The organism is Streptomyces sp. NPDC015130 (assembly GCF_043080005.1).
GTDB lineage: Bacteria > Actinomycetota > Actinomycetes > Streptomycetales > Streptomycetaceae > Streptomyces.
The window spans coordinates 253,907-271,058 of record NZ_JBIBVC010000008.1; the positions used below are offsets into that span (position 1 = coordinate 253,907).

At 72.0% G+C, this 17,152-nt stretch carries 16 protein-coding genes; 14 read left to right on the top strand and 2 right to left on the bottom strand.

Annotated features, from left to right (window positions below; translation table 11 throughout):
• Positions 1–141 precede the first annotated feature (141 nt).
• The gene (locus tag ACF08F_RS19530; protein WP_392299765.1) at positions 142–831 is read right to left on the bottom strand and encodes a PLAT/LH2 domain-containing protein; all 690 of its coding nucleotides are present in this window, start codon (positions 829–831) and stop codon (positions 142–144) included.
• A gap of 648 nt (positions 832–1,479) precedes the next feature.
• Here ACF08F_RS19530 and ACF08F_RS19535 point away from each other — a divergent pair.
• Positions 1,480–1,767 carry a hypothetical protein gene (locus tag ACF08F_RS19535; RefSeq protein WP_392299766.1) on the top strand — a complete coding sequence of 96 codons (288 nt, stop codon included), beginning with the start codon at positions 1,480–1,482 and terminating at the stop codon, positions 1,765–1,767.
• Between the two features lie 160 nt (positions 1,768–1,927).
• Here ACF08F_RS19535 and ACF08F_RS19540 read toward each other — a convergent pair whose 3' ends face one another.
• Positions 1,928–2,590 carry a hypothetical protein gene (locus tag ACF08F_RS19540; protein ID WP_392299767.1) on the bottom strand — a complete coding sequence of 221 codons (663 nt, stop codon included), beginning with the start codon at positions 2,588–2,590 and terminating at the stop codon, positions 1,928–1,930.
• A 200-nt stretch (positions 2,591–2,790) separates the two neighbouring features.
• Between ACF08F_RS19540 and ACF08F_RS19545 the strand changes: the two genes are divergently transcribed.
• The 13 genes from ACF08F_RS19545 to ACF08F_RS19605 all read left to right on the top strand — a co-directional run bounded on the left by ACF08F_RS19545 (position 2,791) and on the right by ACF08F_RS19605 (position 17,128).
• The gene (locus ACF08F_RS19545) at positions 2,791–3,453 is read left to right on the top strand and encodes a hydrolase (protein ID WP_392299768.1); all 663 of its coding nucleotides are present in this window, start codon (positions 2,791–2,793) and stop codon (positions 3,451–3,453) included.
• A 5-nt stretch (positions 3,454–3,458) separates the two neighbouring features.
• A complete protein-coding gene (locus ACF08F_RS19550) occupies positions 3,459–3,989 on the top strand; it encodes a DoxX family membrane protein (protein WP_392299769.1) in 531 nt (176 codons plus the stop codon).
• 104 nt (positions 3,990–4,093) lie between these two features.
• A complete protein-coding gene (locus ACF08F_RS19555; RefSeq protein ID WP_392299770.1) occupies positions 4,094–4,678 on the top strand; it encodes a Dps family protein in 585 nt (194 codons plus the stop codon).
• Entirely contained in the window at positions 4,678–6,105 is a 1,428-nt protein-coding gene (locus tag ACF08F_RS19560; RefSeq protein WP_392299771.1) for a dihydrolipoyl dehydrogenase family protein, read from the top strand. The genes ACF08F_RS19555 and ACF08F_RS19560 overlap by 1 nt, the downstream gene beginning before the upstream one ends.
• A 62-nt stretch (positions 6,106–6,167) precedes the next feature.
• Positions 6,168–7,010, top strand: coding sequence for an alpha/beta fold hydrolase (locus ACF08F_RS19565; protein ID WP_392299772.1), 843 nt, complete (start codon positions 6,168–6,170; stop codon positions 7,008–7,010).
• A gap of 43 nt (positions 7,011–7,053) precedes the next feature.
• Positions 7,054–8,007, top strand: coding sequence for an alpha/beta hydrolase (locus ACF08F_RS19570; protein WP_392299773.1), 954 nt, complete (start codon positions 7,054–7,056; stop codon positions 8,005–8,007).
• Complete coding sequence (locus tag ACF08F_RS19575) at positions 8,004–9,890, top strand: amidohydrolase (RefSeq protein WP_392299774.1); 1,887 nt, start codon at positions 8,004–8,006, stop codon at positions 9,888–9,890. Before ACF08F_RS19570 ends, ACF08F_RS19575 begins: the two co-directional genes overlap by 4 nt.
• 15 nt (positions 9,891–9,905) lie before the next feature.
• On the top strand, positions 9,906–10,643 hold the full coding sequence (locus ACF08F_RS19580; RefSeq protein WP_392299775.1) for a GPR1/FUN34/YaaH family transporter: 738 nt from the start codon (positions 9,906–9,908) through the stop codon (positions 10,641–10,643).
• A 45-nt stretch (positions 10,644–10,688) separates the two neighbouring features.
• Positions 10,689–11,003 carry a GNAT family N-acetyltransferase gene (locus ACF08F_RS19585; protein ID WP_392299776.1) on the top strand — a complete coding sequence of 105 codons (315 nt, stop codon included), beginning with the start codon at positions 10,689–10,691 and terminating at the stop codon, positions 11,001–11,003.
• A 182-nt stretch (positions 11,004–11,185) separates the two neighbouring features.
• Positions 11,186–12,517 (top strand): ABC transporter substrate-binding protein, encoded by a 1,332-nt coding sequence (locus tag ACF08F_RS19590; protein WP_392299777.1) that lies wholly within the window; start codon positions 11,186–11,188, stop codon positions 12,515–12,517.
• Complete coding sequence (locus ACF08F_RS19595) at positions 12,517–13,482, top strand: carbohydrate ABC transporter permease (RefSeq protein WP_392299778.1); 966 nt, start codon at positions 12,517–12,519, stop codon at positions 13,480–13,482. The genes ACF08F_RS19590 and ACF08F_RS19595 overlap by 1 nt, the downstream gene beginning before the upstream one ends.
• The gene (locus ACF08F_RS19600; RefSeq protein ID WP_392299779.1) at positions 13,479–14,366 is read left to right on the top strand and encodes a carbohydrate ABC transporter permease; all 888 of its coding nucleotides are present in this window, start codon (positions 13,479–13,481) and stop codon (positions 14,364–14,366) included. Before ACF08F_RS19595 ends, ACF08F_RS19600 begins: the two co-directional genes overlap by 4 nt.
• Positions 14,363–17,128 carry an AAA family ATPase gene (locus tag ACF08F_RS19605; RefSeq protein ID WP_392299780.1) on the top strand — a complete coding sequence of 922 codons (2,766 nt, stop codon included), beginning with the start codon at positions 14,363–14,365 and terminating at the stop codon, positions 17,126–17,128. Before ACF08F_RS19600 ends, ACF08F_RS19605 begins: the two co-directional genes overlap by 4 nt.
• The last annotated feature ends 24 nt before the right edge of the window (positions 17,129–17,152 follow it).

Below are 17,152 nucleotides of genomic sequence, written 5' to 3' on the forward strand. Positions count from 1 at the left end.
CGAACGGCGTGGCGGGCGAAGCGCCGGCCGTCGTCTTCGACCCGATCCGCCTCGGCGGCGGGCGGGGTGGAGGCTACGCGGTGAGGCTGTCCGCTGCCAGGGAGTCCGCCGGCGGCAGCGTCACAGAGCCGACAGGGGTGCTCAGGTATCGGTGGCCAGCGTCCACTCGGGGCTGTACGGCCCGTACGACGCGTTCCCCTGCTCGTCCTCCTCGACCTGTGTGCCGGTGTCGTCGGTGAGCCAGTAGCGCTCCGCCTCCGCTTCGTCGTCCCAAAAGCCCTCGAAGCCGTCCGGGCCGGTGATACGGGCACGGGTGTACGGCGCCCAGTCGTCGCCCTTCGACTTCCACAGCTGGAATTTCACCGGCCGGCCGAAGTCCGCCGGCACGGCGATGGTGTACGTGTCCGTGCTGCCCGCCTCGAAGTCGTCGTGGTCAGGGGTGTCGAGGACCGTCCACGGTGACGTGCGGCCCTGTGCGTCCGTCAGACGGCCCTGCACGTCGCAGTCCGTGCCGGCACCTTCCTCGTCGGAGGTCCGGATGGTGATGTGGTAGCTGCCACCCCGCGTTCCGGCCCCGCCCGTTGCCGGCGCTTCGCTCGGCGCGGCCTTCACGCTCTCCTCGTCCGCTGCCGCCGCCGCTGCCGCTGCCGCTTCCGGGACGTCTCCGTCCCGGCCAAGTACGAGTCCGCCGACCGACAGGCCGACGCCCGCACACGCCAGCAGCACGGCGCCGGCGACCGCTGCGCGGGCGGGACCTCGGCGAGGCCGGGCGGGGCCGGAGACGGACGGGTGCGGGTCGTCGATCCGGGGCAGGGGCCTTGTCGTCGTCACCTCGTCGGGCAGAGGGGCGGAAGCGGCGACAGGCGTCGAGTGCGGGAAGCGCGGAATGACCTCCGTGACCTCCGGGTCATAGCCCCGCGGCCACTGGCCCTGGCCTGCACTGTGCCGAACATCCATCACCGAACCCCCGTACCACTGGATCGCGTCAAAACACCGGGGAGGGTAACCGACGGTCACACCGGCGTGATCGGCATGACCATCCTTCGGACCCGAGTCCAGGTCGGCGGCGTTGCGTAGCCGCCAGAGCCAGACGCACCTTCTGACCGTCGTCGTCGCGATGGGGCCCTGGAGTTCCTGGAGCCGGAAGACCTGGAGGAACTGGCTGCCGCCGGAGAGATTGGTCCCGTTCAGCCGAGCTTCGAACCGTTCTGATCGTACGAACTGCTCAAGGTGCAGTGGCAGCACTCAGCCTTTGCCGGCACGAACGATCGGCAAGTGACGGTTGCTCCGTGTGGGAAGGCGCTGTCGCAAGGTCCCGGATGCGGCGTCGTGCCATCTCCTAGGGGTCCGTCGTGCGTCCGTCATCCCCAAGTGGGACGGCGGGACCCGACTCAAGAGGGAGGACTCATCCGGCCGTCCGGGACGACACTGTGTAGTAGAGCAATCTCGCTCTGTCACCAGGCCGAATGGGAGGCCACCGTGTCAGAAACCCCCGACCTCGATCCCAAGACGTTCTCCGGATGGGTTGTAGCCGTGGCGGGAGGGTGGGCGACGATCGCTGTCGCCGGCTCCGCCGCGCTCGTGGCGCAGGGAGTGGCGACCCTCGCGGGGCGGGACGGGGAGAAGGCGTTCGACGCCGTCTTCGACCCGGCCGCCAAGGTGCTGAACATGGGCATCGAGACCGCCGACAAGTACAACGAGACGATCGTCAAGGCCGGGATCAGCGCTGCCATAGCCGCCATCGGCCAGCGCTCCAGCCAGAACTGACGGGCACCCGCCGACTCGCCCGCTGACCCACACCATCACACGCCAAGGGCGGCACCCCAGCACGGGGTGCCGCCCCTTCACCGTTCCCGGCCGGGTAACCACCAGGAAACCCGATCGTGGGCACCACATACGTGGGTCGGGGGACGCCGGTACTGCTTCGCTATCTGCTCCGACGGTGGTTGGCGGTGTCAGCGTCTCTACCTCGCCCAGCACCGGAGAGTTCGCCGATCGGCGCGAGCGTGTGTCCGCCGTCGCCCGCACACCACCACACGGCCGCGCCGTCTCGCTCCGAGCCGTGGGTGCCGAGGTCGTGTCGGGGGCACACCGGCCAGACCCGCCAGGTCCGTTCGAGCAGGCTCTCCTGGATCAGGATCGCCAAGTTGGCCAGTGCCGTGGTCGGCTCGTCGCACATACTCGGCAGGACGGGGCCGCCCCAGCCGAGGCGTTCGCCGTTGGCGAGGCGGACACCGGCTCCCACCGGGAACCAGTCCTCCAGGACCTCGATCTCCGGTTCGCCCTGGATCTCACGTGTGGCCAGGTCGCGGGCCACGATCCGCAGCGCGGCGCGCAACGTCTCCAGCCGTTCGGGCGCGAGGTCGAAGCCGGGATCGAAGTCCACGTCGTCCAGGATGCGCCGGGCCAGGGCGGTCATCTCCGCCGGTGACACGTCGGCCGGGTTCCGCTCGACGACCTCCAGGACGGCTTCGGTGCGGTGGGACCAGTCGAGTAGTTCGCAGGCGAGGGCGACCACGTCCTGCGGGTCGAGGTTGTCCTCGCGCAGCCCGAGGTAGACCTTCCGCGCCAACTCTGCGGTGTCGCTCACCGGCCCAGTATCGCCGCGCAATGCGGCTCGCGCGCCATCGCGCCGGTGGCACTGCGCCGCTCGCCTGGGCAGTTGTGCGCTGGCGTGCCAACTCCTGGGCGCAGGAGGTCAACGAGGGCGGCCGGGGCGCTCGTAGCTTGAAGGAGTGCCGAGCCGCCGAGGCGGCGGGCACGCTATCGAGCCCCTCGAAAGGACCCCTCATGTTCGACATCACCCAGGTGCAGGCCGCCCCGAGCGCCGACCTGCTCACGCCCGACAACTCGGTCATGCTCTTCGTGGACCACCAGCCGCAGATGTTCTTCGGCACCGGCAGCGGCGACCGTGCCGCGATCATCAACAGCACCGTCGGTCTCGCCAAGGCGGCGCGGGCGTTCGACGTGCCGGCCGTCCTGACCACGGTCGCCGCCGAGTCGTTCTCCGGGCCCCTGCTGCCGCAGCTCGCCGAGGTGTTCCCCAAGAACGAGGTCATCGACCGCACCACCATGAACGCCTGGGAGGACGAGGCGCTCGTCGCGGCGGTCAAGGCGACCGGGCGCAAGAAGATCATCCTGTCGGGTCTGTGGACCGAGGTCTGCCTCGTGCTGCCGGCGCTCTCCGCGCTGGAGCAGGGGTACGAGGTGTACGTCGTCTCGGACGCCTCCGGCGGCGTCAGCCCGGCCGCCCACGAGCACGCCGTCCAGCGGATGATCGCCGCCGGCGCGGTGCCGGTGACCTGGGTCCAGGTGCTGCTGGAGCTCCAGCGCGACTGGGCGCGCCAGGAGACGTACCCCGCGGTCATGGAGATCGTCAAGGCCCACGCGGGCGCGTACGGCCTGGGTGTCGTGTACGCGCAGAGCGTCATCGGCGCGCACGCGGCGGGCTGACCCCCGTGGACACCGGCATTCTGATCCTGCGTCTGCTGGTGGGCCTGCTCGTCGCCGGCCACGGTGTGCAGAAGGTCAGCTCGCACCTGGGCGGCAAGGGGCTCGAAGGCGGTACGGAGGAGTTCCGCGCCGACGGCTTCCGCGGCGGTGCCCTCACCGCCCTGGCGGCGGGCGCGGGCCAGATCGGATCGGGCCTGCTGCTCGCCGCCGGCCTCCTGACCCCGCTCGCCGCCACCGGTGTCATCGGGGTCATGACCGTCGCCCTCACCGTGAAGCGGCACAACGGCCTCTGGGTGCAGAACGACGGGTACGAGTACCCGCTCGTCCTCATCGGCACCGCCGCCGCGCTCGCCGCCACGGGTCCCGGCGACCGGTCCCTCGACGCGGCTGTCGGCCTCACGCCGTACCCGCTGTGGTGGGCCGCCCTCGCGATCCTGGCCGGCCTCGGCAGCGGACTCCTCACCCGGCTCGTCCTGCACCGCCGCACCCCGACCGCCCCGGCCGCGCCGCAAAACGCCGTCCGCGGCGAGCGCTGACCGCCGTCCGCGGCGAGCACTGACCGCGAGACGCACAGACCGGGTCCGGCCGCTCCGCGCCCCCGACCGGAGGGCCGGACCCTCCCAGCTTCCAGGAGAACCCGATGGAGAACACCGTCACCGCATCACCGCACGGCGGCGGCCAGCCGCTGCTGCACCAGAAGGGTGCCGAGACCCAGCCGTACGGCACGCTCAAGCAGCTGCCGATCGGCCTCGGTCACGACACCCGCATGTACGCCTGCCAGCGGCTGAACCGCGTACTCGCCGACACGCAGATCCTGTACTCCCTCTACAAGAAGCACCACTGGCTCATGCGCGGGGCGACCTTCTACTCGCTCCACCTCATGCTGGACAAGCACGCGGAGGCCCAACTGGCCATCGTGGACGCGCTGGCCGAGCGGATCCAGAGCCTCGGCGGCGTCGCCGTCGGAGACCCGCGCCACGTCGCCGAACTCACCACCGTTCCCCGGCCGCCCGACGGTGTGGAGCCGGTCCCCGTCATGCTGTCGCGGCTCCTCGACGCCCACGAGCGGATCCTGATCGACGCGAGGGACGCCGCCGCCCGGATCTCGGCGGAGGGCGACGAGGGCAGCGCCGACCTGCTCGTCTCCGAGGTCGTCCGCACCGGCGAGGCGCAGGTGTGGTTCCTGGCCGAGCACCTCGTGGACACCCCGCTGGTGCACGCCTGATGGAGGACGCGTACGACGTCGTCGTGGTCGGCGGCGGGCCGGGCGGTGAGGTCACCGCCGACCGGGTCGTCCGGGCGGGGCTGACCGCCGTCATCGTCGAGGCCGAGGCGGTCGGCGGCGAGTGCTCCTACCGTGCGTGCGTGCCGAGCAAGGCCCTGCTGCGGCCCGGTGCGGCCCTGGAGGCCGCACGGTCGGTCGACGGGGCACGTCAGGCGGCGACCGGCGCGCTCGATCCGGCGCAGGTCCTGGCCCGCCGCGACCGGTTCACCGGCCGTGGGGACGACACGGGCCAGGCCGACTGGCTGCACGGCGCCGGCATCCCCCTCGTACGGGGGCATGGCCGGCTCGCCGGAGAGCTCCGGGTCGAGGTGACCCGGGCCGACGGTACGGTCCGCACGCTGCGGGCCCGGCTCGCGGTGGTTCTCAGTACGGGCACGGACCCCGCGGTCCCCCCGGTCGACGGGATCGACCGCATCGGTGTGTGGACCAACCGGCAGGCCACCACGGCCGACGCGATGCCCGAGCGGCTCGTCGTCGTCGGCGGGGGAGTGGTGGCCTGCGAGATGGCCACCGCGTGGCGCTCGCTCGGCTCGTCCGTCACCCTGCTCGTCCGCGACCAGGCCCTGCTGACCGGCTGGGAGCCGTGTGCCGGCGAAGAGGTCACCCGCGGTCTGACCGGTATGGGTGTCACGATCCGCTTCGGAACCTCGGCGACCAGGGTCGCCCGTGACGGGGCCACCCGCGCCGTGACCGTGGAGACCGACGACGGCACCGGTCTCGTCTGCGACGAGGTGCTCGTCGCGGTCGGGCGCCGCCCGCGTACCAGGGACCTCGGCCTGGAGACCGTCGGTCTGCCTGCCGGAGACTGGCTGCCGGTCGACGACACGTGCCGTGTCACCGCCCTCGACGGAGATTGGCTCTACGCGGTCGGAGACGTGAACCGCCGTGCGCCGCTGACCCACATGGCGAAGTACCAGGCGCGTGCCTGCGCGGCGGCGATCGCCGAGCGGGCCGCCGGCCGCCCCGCGGACCCGGGTGCCGGTCGGGCCTGGAGCGCGGGGGCCGACCACGTCGCCGCCCCGCAGGCCGTCTTCACCCGCCCCGAGATCGCGAGCGTCGGCCTCACCGAACGCGCGGCACGCGAAGCGGGTCTCGCGGTACGCGCCGTGGAGTACCGGATCGACGACGTCGCGGGAGCAGCGCTGCACGCGGACGGCTTCCGCGGACACGCCAAGCTCGTCGTCGACGAGGCGCGGGGCGTCGTCGTCGGCTGCACACTCACCGGCCCGATGGCGACCGAGCTCATCCACACCGCCACCGTCGCCATCGTCGGGGAGATCCCCCTGGAGCGCCTGTGGCACGCCGTGCCCGCCTTCCCGACGGTCAGCGAGGTCTGGCTGCGGCTCCTGGAGGCGTACGGCCTCTGAGCCGCCTCCGCCTTCTCCGCCGCGCCCTGCTCGCAGCTCCACCACCCGACAAGGAAACGTTCATGCTCACCACGAAGCGCTCCCTCGCGCTCGTCCTCGCCCTGCCCGCGACGCTGGCCACCCTGATCGGTGCCGCACCCATGAGCGGCCCGCCCGCCGACGGCATCGCTGCCGCCGACGACCACCGGCGGGCTCCCAAGCCCACCGTCGTCCTGGTCCACGGGGCGTTCGCGGACGCGTCCAGCTGGAGCGGCACGATCAAGCGGCTGCGCCGTGCGGGCTACCCCGTCGTCGCCACCGCCAACCCGTTGCGTGGTCTCGCCCACGACACCGCCTACCTCCGCGGTGTGCTCGCCGGCGTGGACGGACCCGTCGTGCTGGTCGGCCACTCCTACGGCGGCGCCGTCATCAGCGGAGCGGCCGTGGGCGACGGCCGCGTGAAGGCGCTCGTCTACATCGCCGCGTTCACCCCCGACAAGGGCGAGAGCGCGGCCCAGCTGGCCGCCAAGTTCCCCGGCTCCACCCTCGGCGAGACGGTGAACCCGCAGCCGTACCCGCTGCCCGGCGGCGGCACCGGCACCGAACTCGTCATCGACCAGGCCACGTACCACCGCCAGTTCGCCGCCGACGTCCCCGCCGCCGACGCGGCGGTCATGGCCGCGACCCAGCGCCCCGTGGCCACCGCCGCGCTGGAGGAGAAGGCCGGCGAGGCGGCGTGGAAGACGATCCCGTCCTGGGCGTTGATCGCCACCGCCGACAAGAACATCCCGCCGGCCGCCGAACGGTGGATGGCCCGGCGTGCCGGCTCGCACACCACGGAGGTGGCCGCGTCGCACGCCGTGCCGGTGTCCCGCCCGGCCGTGGTCACCGACGTGATCATCGACGCCGCGCGTGCCACCCGCTGAGCATCCGACCTCCCACTCGTACGACCAACGAAGGAAACCCCTCATGCCGAACCGTCCGACCCTCGAACCCGCCGCCCAGGCGTTCGCCGACGCCACCGCCGCGCCGCCGTACCTCTACCAGATCCCCGTCGCGGACGGCCGCAACGCCGTGGACGGCGTCCAGAACGGTGAAGGTGTTCCGCTCGCCGACGTCGACGAGGAGTGGATCACCGTCCACGGCGGCCCGGCCGGCGACGTCCGTGCCCGTGTCGTCAGGCCTCGCGGCGCCACCGGCCCGCTCCCCGCCATCCTCTACATCCACGGTGCCGGCTGGGTCTTCGGCAACGCCCACACCCACGACCGGCTCGTCCGCGAACTGGCCGTCGGTACGGGGGCGGCCGTGGTCTTTCCCGAGTACGACCTCTCGCCCGAGGTCCGCTACCCCGTCGCCATCGAGCAGAACTACGGCGTCGCCCAGTGGATCGCCCGCGAGGGACACGCGAAGGACCTCGACGGCACGCGGATCGCCGTCGCCGGTGACTCGGTCGGCGGCAACATGACCGCCGCCCTCACCCTCATGGCCAAGCAGCGCGGCGACGTGACGCTCGTCCAGCAGGTCCTCTTCTACCCGGTCACGGACGCGAACTTCGACACCGAGTCGTACCACGCCTTCGCCGAGGGCTACTTCCTGCGCCGTGACGCCATGAAGTGGTTCTGGGACCAGTACACGACCGAGGAGGCCGAGCGCGCGCAGATCACCGCCTCGCCGCTGCGCGCCACCACCGAGCAGCTCGCCGGCCTGCCGCCCGCCCTGGTCGTCACGGCCGAGGCCGACGTCCTGCGCGACGAGGGCGAGGCCTACGCGGCGAAGCTCCGTGCCGCCGGAGTCCCCGTCACCGCCCTGCGCGTGCAGGGGGTCATCCACGACTTCGTGATGCTGAACGCGCTGCGCGACACGTGGGGCGCGGACCTCGCCATCGACCTCGCCGTCGACACCCTGCGCAAGGCCCTCGCATGACCGGGCCGTCTCCGAGCATGCCCGTCGCCGGCCTCGTGCCCGCTCCGCGGCAGGAACAGGCGCACGCAGACCTCCTCGTGCGCAACGCCAAGGTCTTCACCGGCGACCCCGGACGCCCCGACGCCCGCGCGGTCGCGATCCGCGCCGGCAAGGTCGCCGCCCTGGGCGACGACCACGAACTGGCCCACCTCGTGGGGCCGGGAACGAAGGTCGTCGACGCGCTCGGCCGCCGGGTCGTCCCGGGCCTGAACGACTCGCACCTGCACGTCATCCGAGGCGGCCTGAACTACGTCCTGGAACTGCGCTGGGACGGGGTGCACAGTCTCCGCCACGCCCTCGCCATGCTGCGCGAGCAGGCCGGACGTACGCCCAAGGGGCAGTGGATCCGGGTCGTCGGCGGCTGGACCGCGGAACAGTTCGCCGAACGCAGGATGCCGACCGTCGCCGAGCTGAACGCCGCCGCCCCCGACACCCCCGTCTTCGTCCTGCACCTGTACCAGTCGGCCATGATGAACCGGGCCGCCGTACAGGCCGCCGGATTCGCCCGTGACACCCCCGACCCGCGCGGCGGCCAGATAGTGCGGGGCCGGGACGGCGAACCCAACGGGGTCCTGCTCGCGGCGCCCAGCGCCCTCATCCTGTACTCGACCCTGGCGAAGGCGCCGACGCTCGACGAGGCCGACAAGCGGACGTCGACGCGGCACTTCCTGCGCGAGCTGAACCGCTTCGGCCTGACCTCGGCGGTCGACGCCGCCGGCGGGTTCCAGAACTTCCCCGACAACTACGCCACCGTCGTCGACCTCGCCAGTTCGGGGGAGCTGTCGCTGCGGATCGCCTACCACCTGTTCCCGCAGACGGCCGGCCAGGAGCTCGCCGACCTCAAGCGCTGGACCGAGATGGTCAGGCCCGGCGACGGGGACGAGTGGCTCCGGCTCAACGGCGCGGGCGAGAACCTCACGTGGGCCGCCGCGGACTTCGAGAACTTCTCCGAGCCCAGGCCCGAGCTCGCCGCCGGGTACGAGACCGAATTCGAGAGCGCCGTCCGGCTCCTCCTCGAGAACGGCTGGGGCTTCCGCCTCCACGCGACCTACGACGAGACGATCCGCCGCGACCTGGCCGTCTTCGAGAAGCTCGCCGCGGAAGGACTCTTCCCCGGCGGCAACCGCTGGCTCTTCGACCACGCCGAGACCGTCTCCGGCGACAGCCTGGACCGGATCGCGGCCCTCGGCGGAGCCCTGTCCGTCCAGAACCGCATGTCCTTCCAGGGCACCGCCTTCCGCGACCGATACGGTGCCGAGGCCGCCGCCCACACCCCGCCGGTCCGGGCCATGCTCGACCGGGGCCTGACCGTGGCCGCCGGCACCGACGCCACCCGCGTCTCCTCGTACAACCCGTGGGTCGCACTCCACTGGCTGGTGACCGGCCGCACCGTCGGCGGCACCGCGCTGTACCCGGCGGGCAACGTGATCAGCAGGGAGACCGCGCTCGGCCTCTACACCCGGGGCGGTGCCCGACTCACGGGCGAGCAGGACGTCAAGGGAGCCCTGCGGGAGGGTTTCTACGGCGATCTCGCGATCCTGTCCGACGACTTCCTCACCGTGCCCGAGGGGGTCATCCCCGACATCGAGTCCGTCCTCACCGTCGTCGGCGGCCGCATCGTCTACGCCTCCGCCGAGTACGAGGGTCTCGACGAGGCCGTTCCGCCGGTCACGCCGGAGTGGAGCCCCGTGGCCCACTTCGGCGGCTACCAGAGCGGCGCCCGCCAGGCGTCGGCCGTGGCCGAGGCCGTCGCCGAGTCCGAGCAGCACCGCCGGTGGCGCGTCGCGCGCGGCTCGGTTCCCGGGGCGACGCCGTCCTTCGTCGACCCCTGCTTCGACCACTGAAAGCGAGATCCCCCGATGTCCGCAGCCTCCCCCGCCGCCGAAGGCGGCGACACCCCGGCGCCCCCGCCGGACGTTCCCCCGGAGCGCCGTTTCGAGCCGGACCTCCGGGCGATGACGCGGATCAACCTCCGCCCCATCGCCTCGCCCATGCCGCTCGGCTTCTTCACGATAGCCATCGCGTCCGTGATGACCGGCTGCCTCCAGCTCGGGTTCTTCGACGAGGCGGCCCGCGCGGCCGTCGCCTTCACCGTGCTGCCGGCCTTCGTCCTCCAACTCCTGGTGAGCGTCCTGGCCTTCGGGGCGCGCGACGTGATCGCGGCGACGCTGATGGCGGTGTTCGCCGGCAGCTGGCTGCCCTACGCGCTCGTCATGCTCACCGGCGCGGCCGACGGGCTTCAGGTCCTCGGCGTGTTCAACCTGATGCTCCTCTTCTTCGGGGCGCTCATGACCGCGGTGACCCGGCCCAAGCGCGCACTGTGGTTCGTCCTGGCGTTCTCCCTGCCTCGGTGGGCGGCCACCGGCCTCGCGGGCATCACCGGCGCCGAATGGCTGACGCGCACGTCCGGCACGCTCGGTCTCGTGGTGGCGCTCGTCGCGATGTACACGGCGTTCGCCCTGATGCTCGAGGACATGCGCAGCGAGCAGGTCCTGCCCATCGGCCGCAGCGGCCCCGCCCACCTCGCGGTGGAAGGCGACCTGGCCGTCCAGCTCCGCAACCTGGAACGCCAGGCGGGCGTGCGCCGCACGCTCTGACCGTCCCCACTCACTCCGTCACGTCACGACCGAACAGGAGCAGCCATGGAACCGCATGTGAGGGACCAGCCCGAGAGGTCCCGGTACGAGATCCTCGCCGGCGACGACGGCACCGAGATCGCCGGCTTCGCCGAGTACCACCTCTCCGAGGGCGAGATCGCCTTCATCCACACGGAGATCGACGACCGCTTCTCGGGCCGGGGCCTGGGCGGCCTGCTCGCCCGCGGGGTCCTCGACGACGCCCGGGCCCGGGAGCTGCGCGTCCTGCCCTACTGCCCCTTCATCCGCGGCTGGATGGGCAAGCACCCCGAGTACACCGACCTGGTGCCCGAGGCGAGACGCGCCCGCTTCGGCCTGTGAGCCACCACCCCCGCGTTGGAGGAGGCCGAAGGCCGTGGTTGAGCTGATCCAGGACGCGGTCCGGTCCGCCGCCCACTGAGCCGATCGATCAGGATTGAACGATTAGTCGATATTGTTTCGGCGCTGATAGCTTCTGATCGCCTCCGAGAACCCTTCGGCGGGCGATCGGAGGAGTAACACCCATGAGGTTCGGCGCGAGACCCGCGCTCGCGTTCATCGCCCTCGCCACCCTGGTCACCGCATGCGCCGTACCGCAGGACAGCGGTCCGGAGTCGCGGCCCGCAGCGAACTGTGAGCCGTACACCCGCTACGGCAAGCACCCCGGTACCGAGGTCACCGTCTACGCGGAGAACCGGGACCGGGAAGCCGACCTGTTCGAAGACACCTGGGCGGACTTCGCCGACTGCACGGGGATCGAGGTCAAGTACGAGGGGGACGGGGAGTTCGAGGCCCGGATCCAGCTCCGGGTCGACGGCGGCAGCGCCCCTGACGTGGCGTTCTTCCCGCAGCCCGGGCTCCTGGAACACTTCGCGCAGGAAGGGAAGCTCAAGCCCGTGAGCGCCGGGGTCGAGGCTCTGGCGAAGCAGGGCTGGTCGGCGGACTGGAACAGCTACGCGACCGTGAACGGCACCCTCTACGGCACGCCGCTGGTCGCGAACGTGAAGTCGCTGGTCTGGTACTCACCGAAGTTCTTCCGCGACAGGGGACTGAGCGTTCCCCGTACGTGGTCCGAGCTGATGGCCGTGACGGAGAAGGTCGCGGCGTCGGGCGTGAAGCCCTGGTGCGCGGGCATCGAGTCCGCCGAGGCGACCGGCTGGCCCGTGACGGACTGGATCGAGGACGTCCTGCTCCGCCAGCAGGGCACGGACGTCTACGACCAGTGGGTCGCTCACGAGATCCCGTTCAACGACCCGCGGGTGATCAAGGCCATGGACACGGTGGGGGCCATCCTCAGGAACGACCGGTACACCAACGGCGGTTTCGGTCCGGCCCGGTCCATCGCCTCGATCTCCTTCCAGGAGGCCGGCACACCGGTTCTCTCCGGCGACTGCGCGATGCACCGTCAGGCCTCGTTCTACGCCGACCTGTGGCCGGACGGCACCGCGATCGGACCGGACAAGGACGTCTTCGCCTTCCTCCTGCCGGGAACCGACCCGGCCAGCCGCCCCGTACTCGGTGGGGGCGTGTTCACCGCGGCGTTCGCCGACCGTCCCGAAGTGCGCGCGTTCCAGGAGTATCTGGCCTCCGCGGACTTCGCGAACGCGCGCATGGAGAAGGGGCCGTTCGTCTCGGCGATCAGGGGCGTGGATCCGGCCGATGCCGCGACCCCGGTCGACCGGCTCGCGATCCAGCTGCTCCAGGACCCCAGGACACAGTTCAGGTTCGACGCTTCGGACCTGATGCCGGCGTCGGTCGGCGCCGGCACGTTCTGGAAGGGGGCCGTCGACTGGGCCGGCGGCGCCGGTTCCCGGGAGGTCGCCGACTCCGTCGAACGGTCCTGGCCGAGCCGCTGATGTCGTTCGACGCCGTCGCCCAGCAGCCCAAGCTGCTGTTCCTGCTCCAGGGCATCGCGGCCTTCGCGGCGGTGGTCGGCCTGATCCTGCTGGCCCTGCACCGGGGGCCGGCACGGAGGAGGGCCCCGGCCCTCCTCCTGCTCGCCCCCGCGCTCCTGCTGCTCACGGTCGGGCTCGTGCTGCCCGGCCTCCGCACCGTGATGCTGTCGTTCACCGACAGCCGAGGAGCCGCGTGGGTCGGCTTCGACAACTACGTGTGGACGTTGACCGACCCGCGGGCCCTGGTCGCGCTGCGGAACACCCTGACGTGGGTCGTGCTCGTGCCGCTGGCGGCGACCTCGGTCGGTCTGCTGTACGCGGCGGCCGTCGCACGGTCCCGGTTCAGGATGTTCGCGCTGTCCGTCGTCCTGACGCCGATGGCGATCTCCTTCGTCGGCGCGGGTGTCGTCTGGAAGTTCGTCTACGCCTACCGTCCCGCGGACGCCGGGCAGATCGGGCTGCTCAACCAGCTCGTCGTCGCGTTCGGCGGCGAGCCGCGCCAATGGCTCGTGGACCCTCCCTGGAACGTCCTGTTGCTCATCGTGGTGATGGTGTGGACACAGGCGGGCTTCGCAGCCGTCCTGCTCGCCGGCGCGATCAGGGCCGTTCCCGGTGAGCTGACCGAGGCGGCCCGACTCGACGGCGCGTCCCCCCGGCAGATCTTCCGGTCGATCACCCTGCCCTCGATCAGGCCCACGCTGCTCGTCGTGCTCCTTGCCCAGGCGATCGGCACCTTCAAGGCCTTCGACATCGTCAAGACCATGACCGGCGGGCAGTTCGACACGGGCGTCATCGCCCACGAGATGTACGACCAGGCCTTCCGCTACGGCGAGACGGGCCGCGGCGCGGCGCTCGCCGTGCTCCTCTTCGTCCTCGTCACCCCCTTCGTGGCCCACCAGGTCAGGGCGCAGCGGAGGGCGGGGTGAACGGCGTCCGGGAGCGTCTGGCCTCCCGCGCCTTCACGTCGGTCGCCGCGGTGATCGCGGTCCTCTGGACGATGCCGACGCTCGGTCTCCTGCTCTCCTCGTTCCGCCCCGAAGAGGAGATCAAGACCACCGGCTGGTGGCAGGTGTTCGGCACACCGCGCCTCACGCTCGACAACTACCGCGAGGTGCTGACCGGCAGCGCGAACGGTTCGGGGCGGCTCGCGGAGTACCTCGTCAACTCCGTCGTCATCACCCTCCCCTCGGTGCTGTTCCCGCTGGTCCTGGCCTTCCTCGCGGCGTACGCCCTGGCGTGGATCGACTTCAGGGGGCGCGACGCGCTCGTCGTCGGCATCTTCGCGCTCCAGATCGTGCCGCTCCAGATGGCGCTCGTCCCGCTCCTGAAGCTGTTCTCACAAGGCTGGCTGTTCCTGCCGGCGTGGCACCTCACCGGTCCCGCGCGGTTCGGGCACGTCTGGTTCGCCCACACGGTCTTCGCGCTGCCGTTCGCGGTGTTCCTCCTGCACAACTTCCTCGTGGGACTGCCCCGGGATCTGATCGAGGCCGCCCGCGTCGACGGCGCCTCGCACGGGACGCTGCTGCTGCGGATCGTGCTGCCCCTGGCGCGCCCGGCCCTGGTCACCTTCGCGATCATCCAGTTCGTCTGGGTGTGGAACGACCTCCTCGTGGCGCTGACGCTGTCCGGCGGAACGGCCGAGACCGCGCCGATGACCGTCGGACTGGCGAACATGGCCGGGACGTACGGCAACGAGTGGCAGCGGCTCACCGCGGGGGCCTTCGTGGCGGCCTTCGTCCCGCTGCTCGTCTTCTTCTCCCTGCGGCGCCACTTCGCACGGGGACTGCTCGCCGGATCGGTCAAGGGATGAGCCCCGGACGGTACGAAGAAGAACGTGCGGCGGCTGGGCCGGTGGGACTGAGCCGGCCCGGGCTGCGGGGCCGTGAAGCCGAGCTGGAGCGCCTGCACGCCCTGGTCGAAGCGGTGCGCGACGGTGAGGGAGGAGCGATCGCGCAGCTCCTGGGCGAGCCGGGGATCGGGAAGTCCGTACTTCTGCGGGAGACCGTCTCGATCGCGCGGGCCCAGGGATTCATGGTCAGCCACGGACGCGCCGAGGAACTGCACGAGCTGGCGCCGCTCGCCTCACTGGCCTCGGGGCTCCTGCACGGTGACCCGCCGCTGCTCTCCAGCAGCGACTTCGCGGACCTCGCCGGCCACCACGACCAGCGCATCTGGCTCGTCGAACGGCTGGCCCAGCTCATCGAGGAGCGCTCGTCAGGCACGCCCCTGCTGATCGCGGTCGACGACGTCCCATGGGCCGACCCGCTGAGCCGGTTCGCCCTGCGCGTCCTGCCCGCACGGCTGCTCAGCTCCCCGGTCCTCTGGCTGCTCACGGGCAGGGACGACCCGCACCTGTACGGGCAAGGGCCGCGGCCGACGACCCTCTCCCTGCGGCCGCTGCCCGGCACGGCCCTGACCGAGCTGGCACACGACGTTCTCGGTGGAGACGTCCCGGAACAGGTCGCGGAGCTCCTCGAAGGGTCCGGCGGCAACCCCTTCCTCGCGTCCGAGATGCTCTCGGGCATCGCGGCGTCGGGCCCGGACAGGCCGGAACCGTCGGAGCGGCTGGTCCTCGGCGTACGCGACCGACTGGCCGACCTGCGGCCGGACACCCTGCACTTCCTGCGGGTCGGCTCGGTCCTCGGCCCCGCGTTCCTGCTGGCCGACGCCGCCGCCCTGTGCGGCCGGAAGGCCTCCGGACTCAGCGCCGAAGTGGACGAGGCGATCGCCGCCGCCCTCCTCCACGACGACGGCGAACGGCTCCGGTTCCGCCACGATCTGCTCCGCCAGGCGGTGTACGCCGACCTCGCCCCCTCCGTACGCCGGGCGCTGCACCGAGAGGCCGCGAGCCGCCTCGTCGCGGCAGGCCGGAGCTCCGTCGACGCCGTCCCGCATCTCATGAAGAGCGCCGACCCCGGCGACCTGGAGGCGATCGGACTGCTCGGCACGGCCGCCGCGGACGTCATCGCCGTGATGCCCGACCTCGCCGCCGACCTGGCCGTACGCGCCCTGGAACTCGTACCGCCGCACGCACCCATGCTGTTCGACGTCGGAGAACGAGCCATCGTCGCGCTGACCCGCGCGGGCCGGTACACCCAGGCACGGGACGCCGGCGACACGCTGCTCGCCCGGCAGCCGCCCCTGGACGTCTTCGCCCGTCTCCAGTCCGTACTCGGCGACACGCTGTGGCACCTCGACGACGTCCACGAGCTGACCCGCCGCTCCACGGCGGCACTGGCAGCGGTCACCGACCCGACGATCCGGGCCCGGCTCACAGCCCGGCAGGCCCTCGCCCGGTCCCGCGGACGTGACCTCGCGGCCGCGCGCGAAACCGGCGAGCGGGCGCTCGCCGAGGCGGAGGCGGCCGGTGACCGGGAGGCCCGCGTCCTCGCGCTCTGGGGCCTCGGCGAGATCGCCCTCAACGCGGGCGACTGCGCCGCCGCCGTCGAACACCACACGGCGCTGAGCGTCTTCGACACGGCCTTCCTCCCCGAGGAGGCCGTCGCCAGGATCCATCTGGACGACTTCGACACCGTCCGGCAACTGCTCCGGACGGCGGGCCACGGTCCGCTGCGCCCCGCCATGCTGATCTGGGCTCAGGGGACGCTGAACATGGGACTCGGCCGGCTCGACGACGCGGACGCCGACTTCGTCACCGCCGAGCGGCTCGAATCGGATCTCCACGTCCCCGGCAACCTGGTCAACATCCGCGTCAACCGAGGCCTCCTCGCGATGCTGCGCGGCGACCGCGAAGCCGCGCAGGAACACCTGGACGTCGTGAGGGCGGCCGTGGCCGACCGGCCGAACACCGGCAACCACGCCACGCACCAGTACTTCGAGGCCGTGGTCGCCGACGCCGACGGCGACCACGCGGCAGCGGCCGAACTGGTCAGCTCGGTGCAGCGCGACCACCCCTTCCTCCGGTGGCGGCTCCTGCGCCCCCATCTAGTCCAGGCCGTGCGGATCGCCCTGCGCTCAGGCGACCGGAAACTGGCCGAGGACCTCGCGGCCCAGGCCGCCGGACACGCCACCCGCAACCCCGGCGTGCCGACCGCCCAGGGGACGGCCGCCCACGCGGCCGCCCTGGCGCACGCAGACCACGGACTCCTGGAGCGCTCGGTTCGCATCCTCCTCACCGGCCCCCGGCCGCTGCCCCTCGCCGCCGCGTCCGCGGACCTGGGGCGCGGGCTCCTCATGGCGGGCGACCCTGCCGCGACACCCGCCCTGACGAGGGCCCACGACATCTATGCCCGGGCGGGGGCCGACGTCGAGGCCGACCGGGTCCGGGCCGACCTGGAACGGGCCACCAGCCGCTCCGGCCGGCGCACCGGAGGCCTCGGGCCGCGCACCGACCAGGGCTGGGACGCGCTCACGGCCTCGGAACGCAAGGTGGCCCGGCTGGTCGCCGCAGGTCACACCAACCGGTCGGCCGCAGAGGCCCTCGTCGTCTCCCCGCACACGGTCAACACCCATCTGTCGTCGATCTTCCGCAAGCTGTCGGTGCGTTCCAGGGTCCACCTCGCCCGGATCGTCCTTGCGGAGGGCGACGCCGGAGAGGGCACCGGCGGATGAGCGACCTCTACGCCGCCGTGCAAG

Excerpts from the sequence above, each read along its gene's own strand:
- ACF08F_RS19545 (WP_392299768.1), top strand. The coding sequence starts at position 2,791 with ATGTTCGACATCACCCAGGTGCAGGCCGCCCCGAGCGCCGACCTGCTC.
- ACF08F_RS19555 (WP_392299770.1), top strand. The coding sequence starts at position 4,094 with ATGGAGAACACCGTCACCGCATCACCGCACGGCGGCGGCCAGCCGCTG.
- ACF08F_RS19560 (WP_392299771.1), top strand. The coding sequence starts at position 4,678 with ATGGAGGACGCGTACGACGTCGTCGTGGTCGGCGGCGGGCCGGGCGGT.
- ACF08F_RS19565 (WP_392299772.1), top strand. The coding sequence starts at position 6,168 with ATGCTCACCACGAAGCGCTCCCTCGCGCTCGTCCTCGCCCTGCCCGCG.
- ACF08F_RS19570 (WP_392299773.1), top strand. The coding sequence starts at position 7,054 with ATGCCGAACCGTCCGACCCTCGAACCCGCCGCCCAGGCGTTCGCCGAC.
- ACF08F_RS19575 (WP_392299774.1), top strand. The coding sequence starts at position 8,004 with ATGACCGGGCCGTCTCCGAGCATGCCCGTCGCCGGCCTCGTGCCCGCT.
- ACF08F_RS19580 (WP_392299775.1), top strand. The coding sequence starts at position 9,906 with ATGTCCGCAGCCTCCCCCGCCGCCGAAGGCGGCGACACCCCGGCGCCC.
- ACF08F_RS19585 (WP_392299776.1), top strand. The coding sequence starts at position 10,689 with ATGGAACCGCATGTGAGGGACCAGCCCGAGAGGTCCCGGTACGAGATC.
- ACF08F_RS19590 (WP_392299777.1), top strand. The coding sequence starts at position 11,186 with ATGAGGTTCGGCGCGAGACCCGCGCTCGCGTTCATCGCCCTCGCCACC.
- ACF08F_RS19595 (WP_392299778.1), top strand. The coding sequence starts at position 12,517 with ATGTCGTTCGACGCCGTCGCCCAGCAGCCCAAGCTGCTGTTCCTGCTC.
- ACF08F_RS19605 (WP_392299780.1), top strand. The coding sequence starts at position 14,363 with ATGAGCCCCGGACGGTACGAAGAAGAACGTGCGGCGGCTGGGCCGGTG.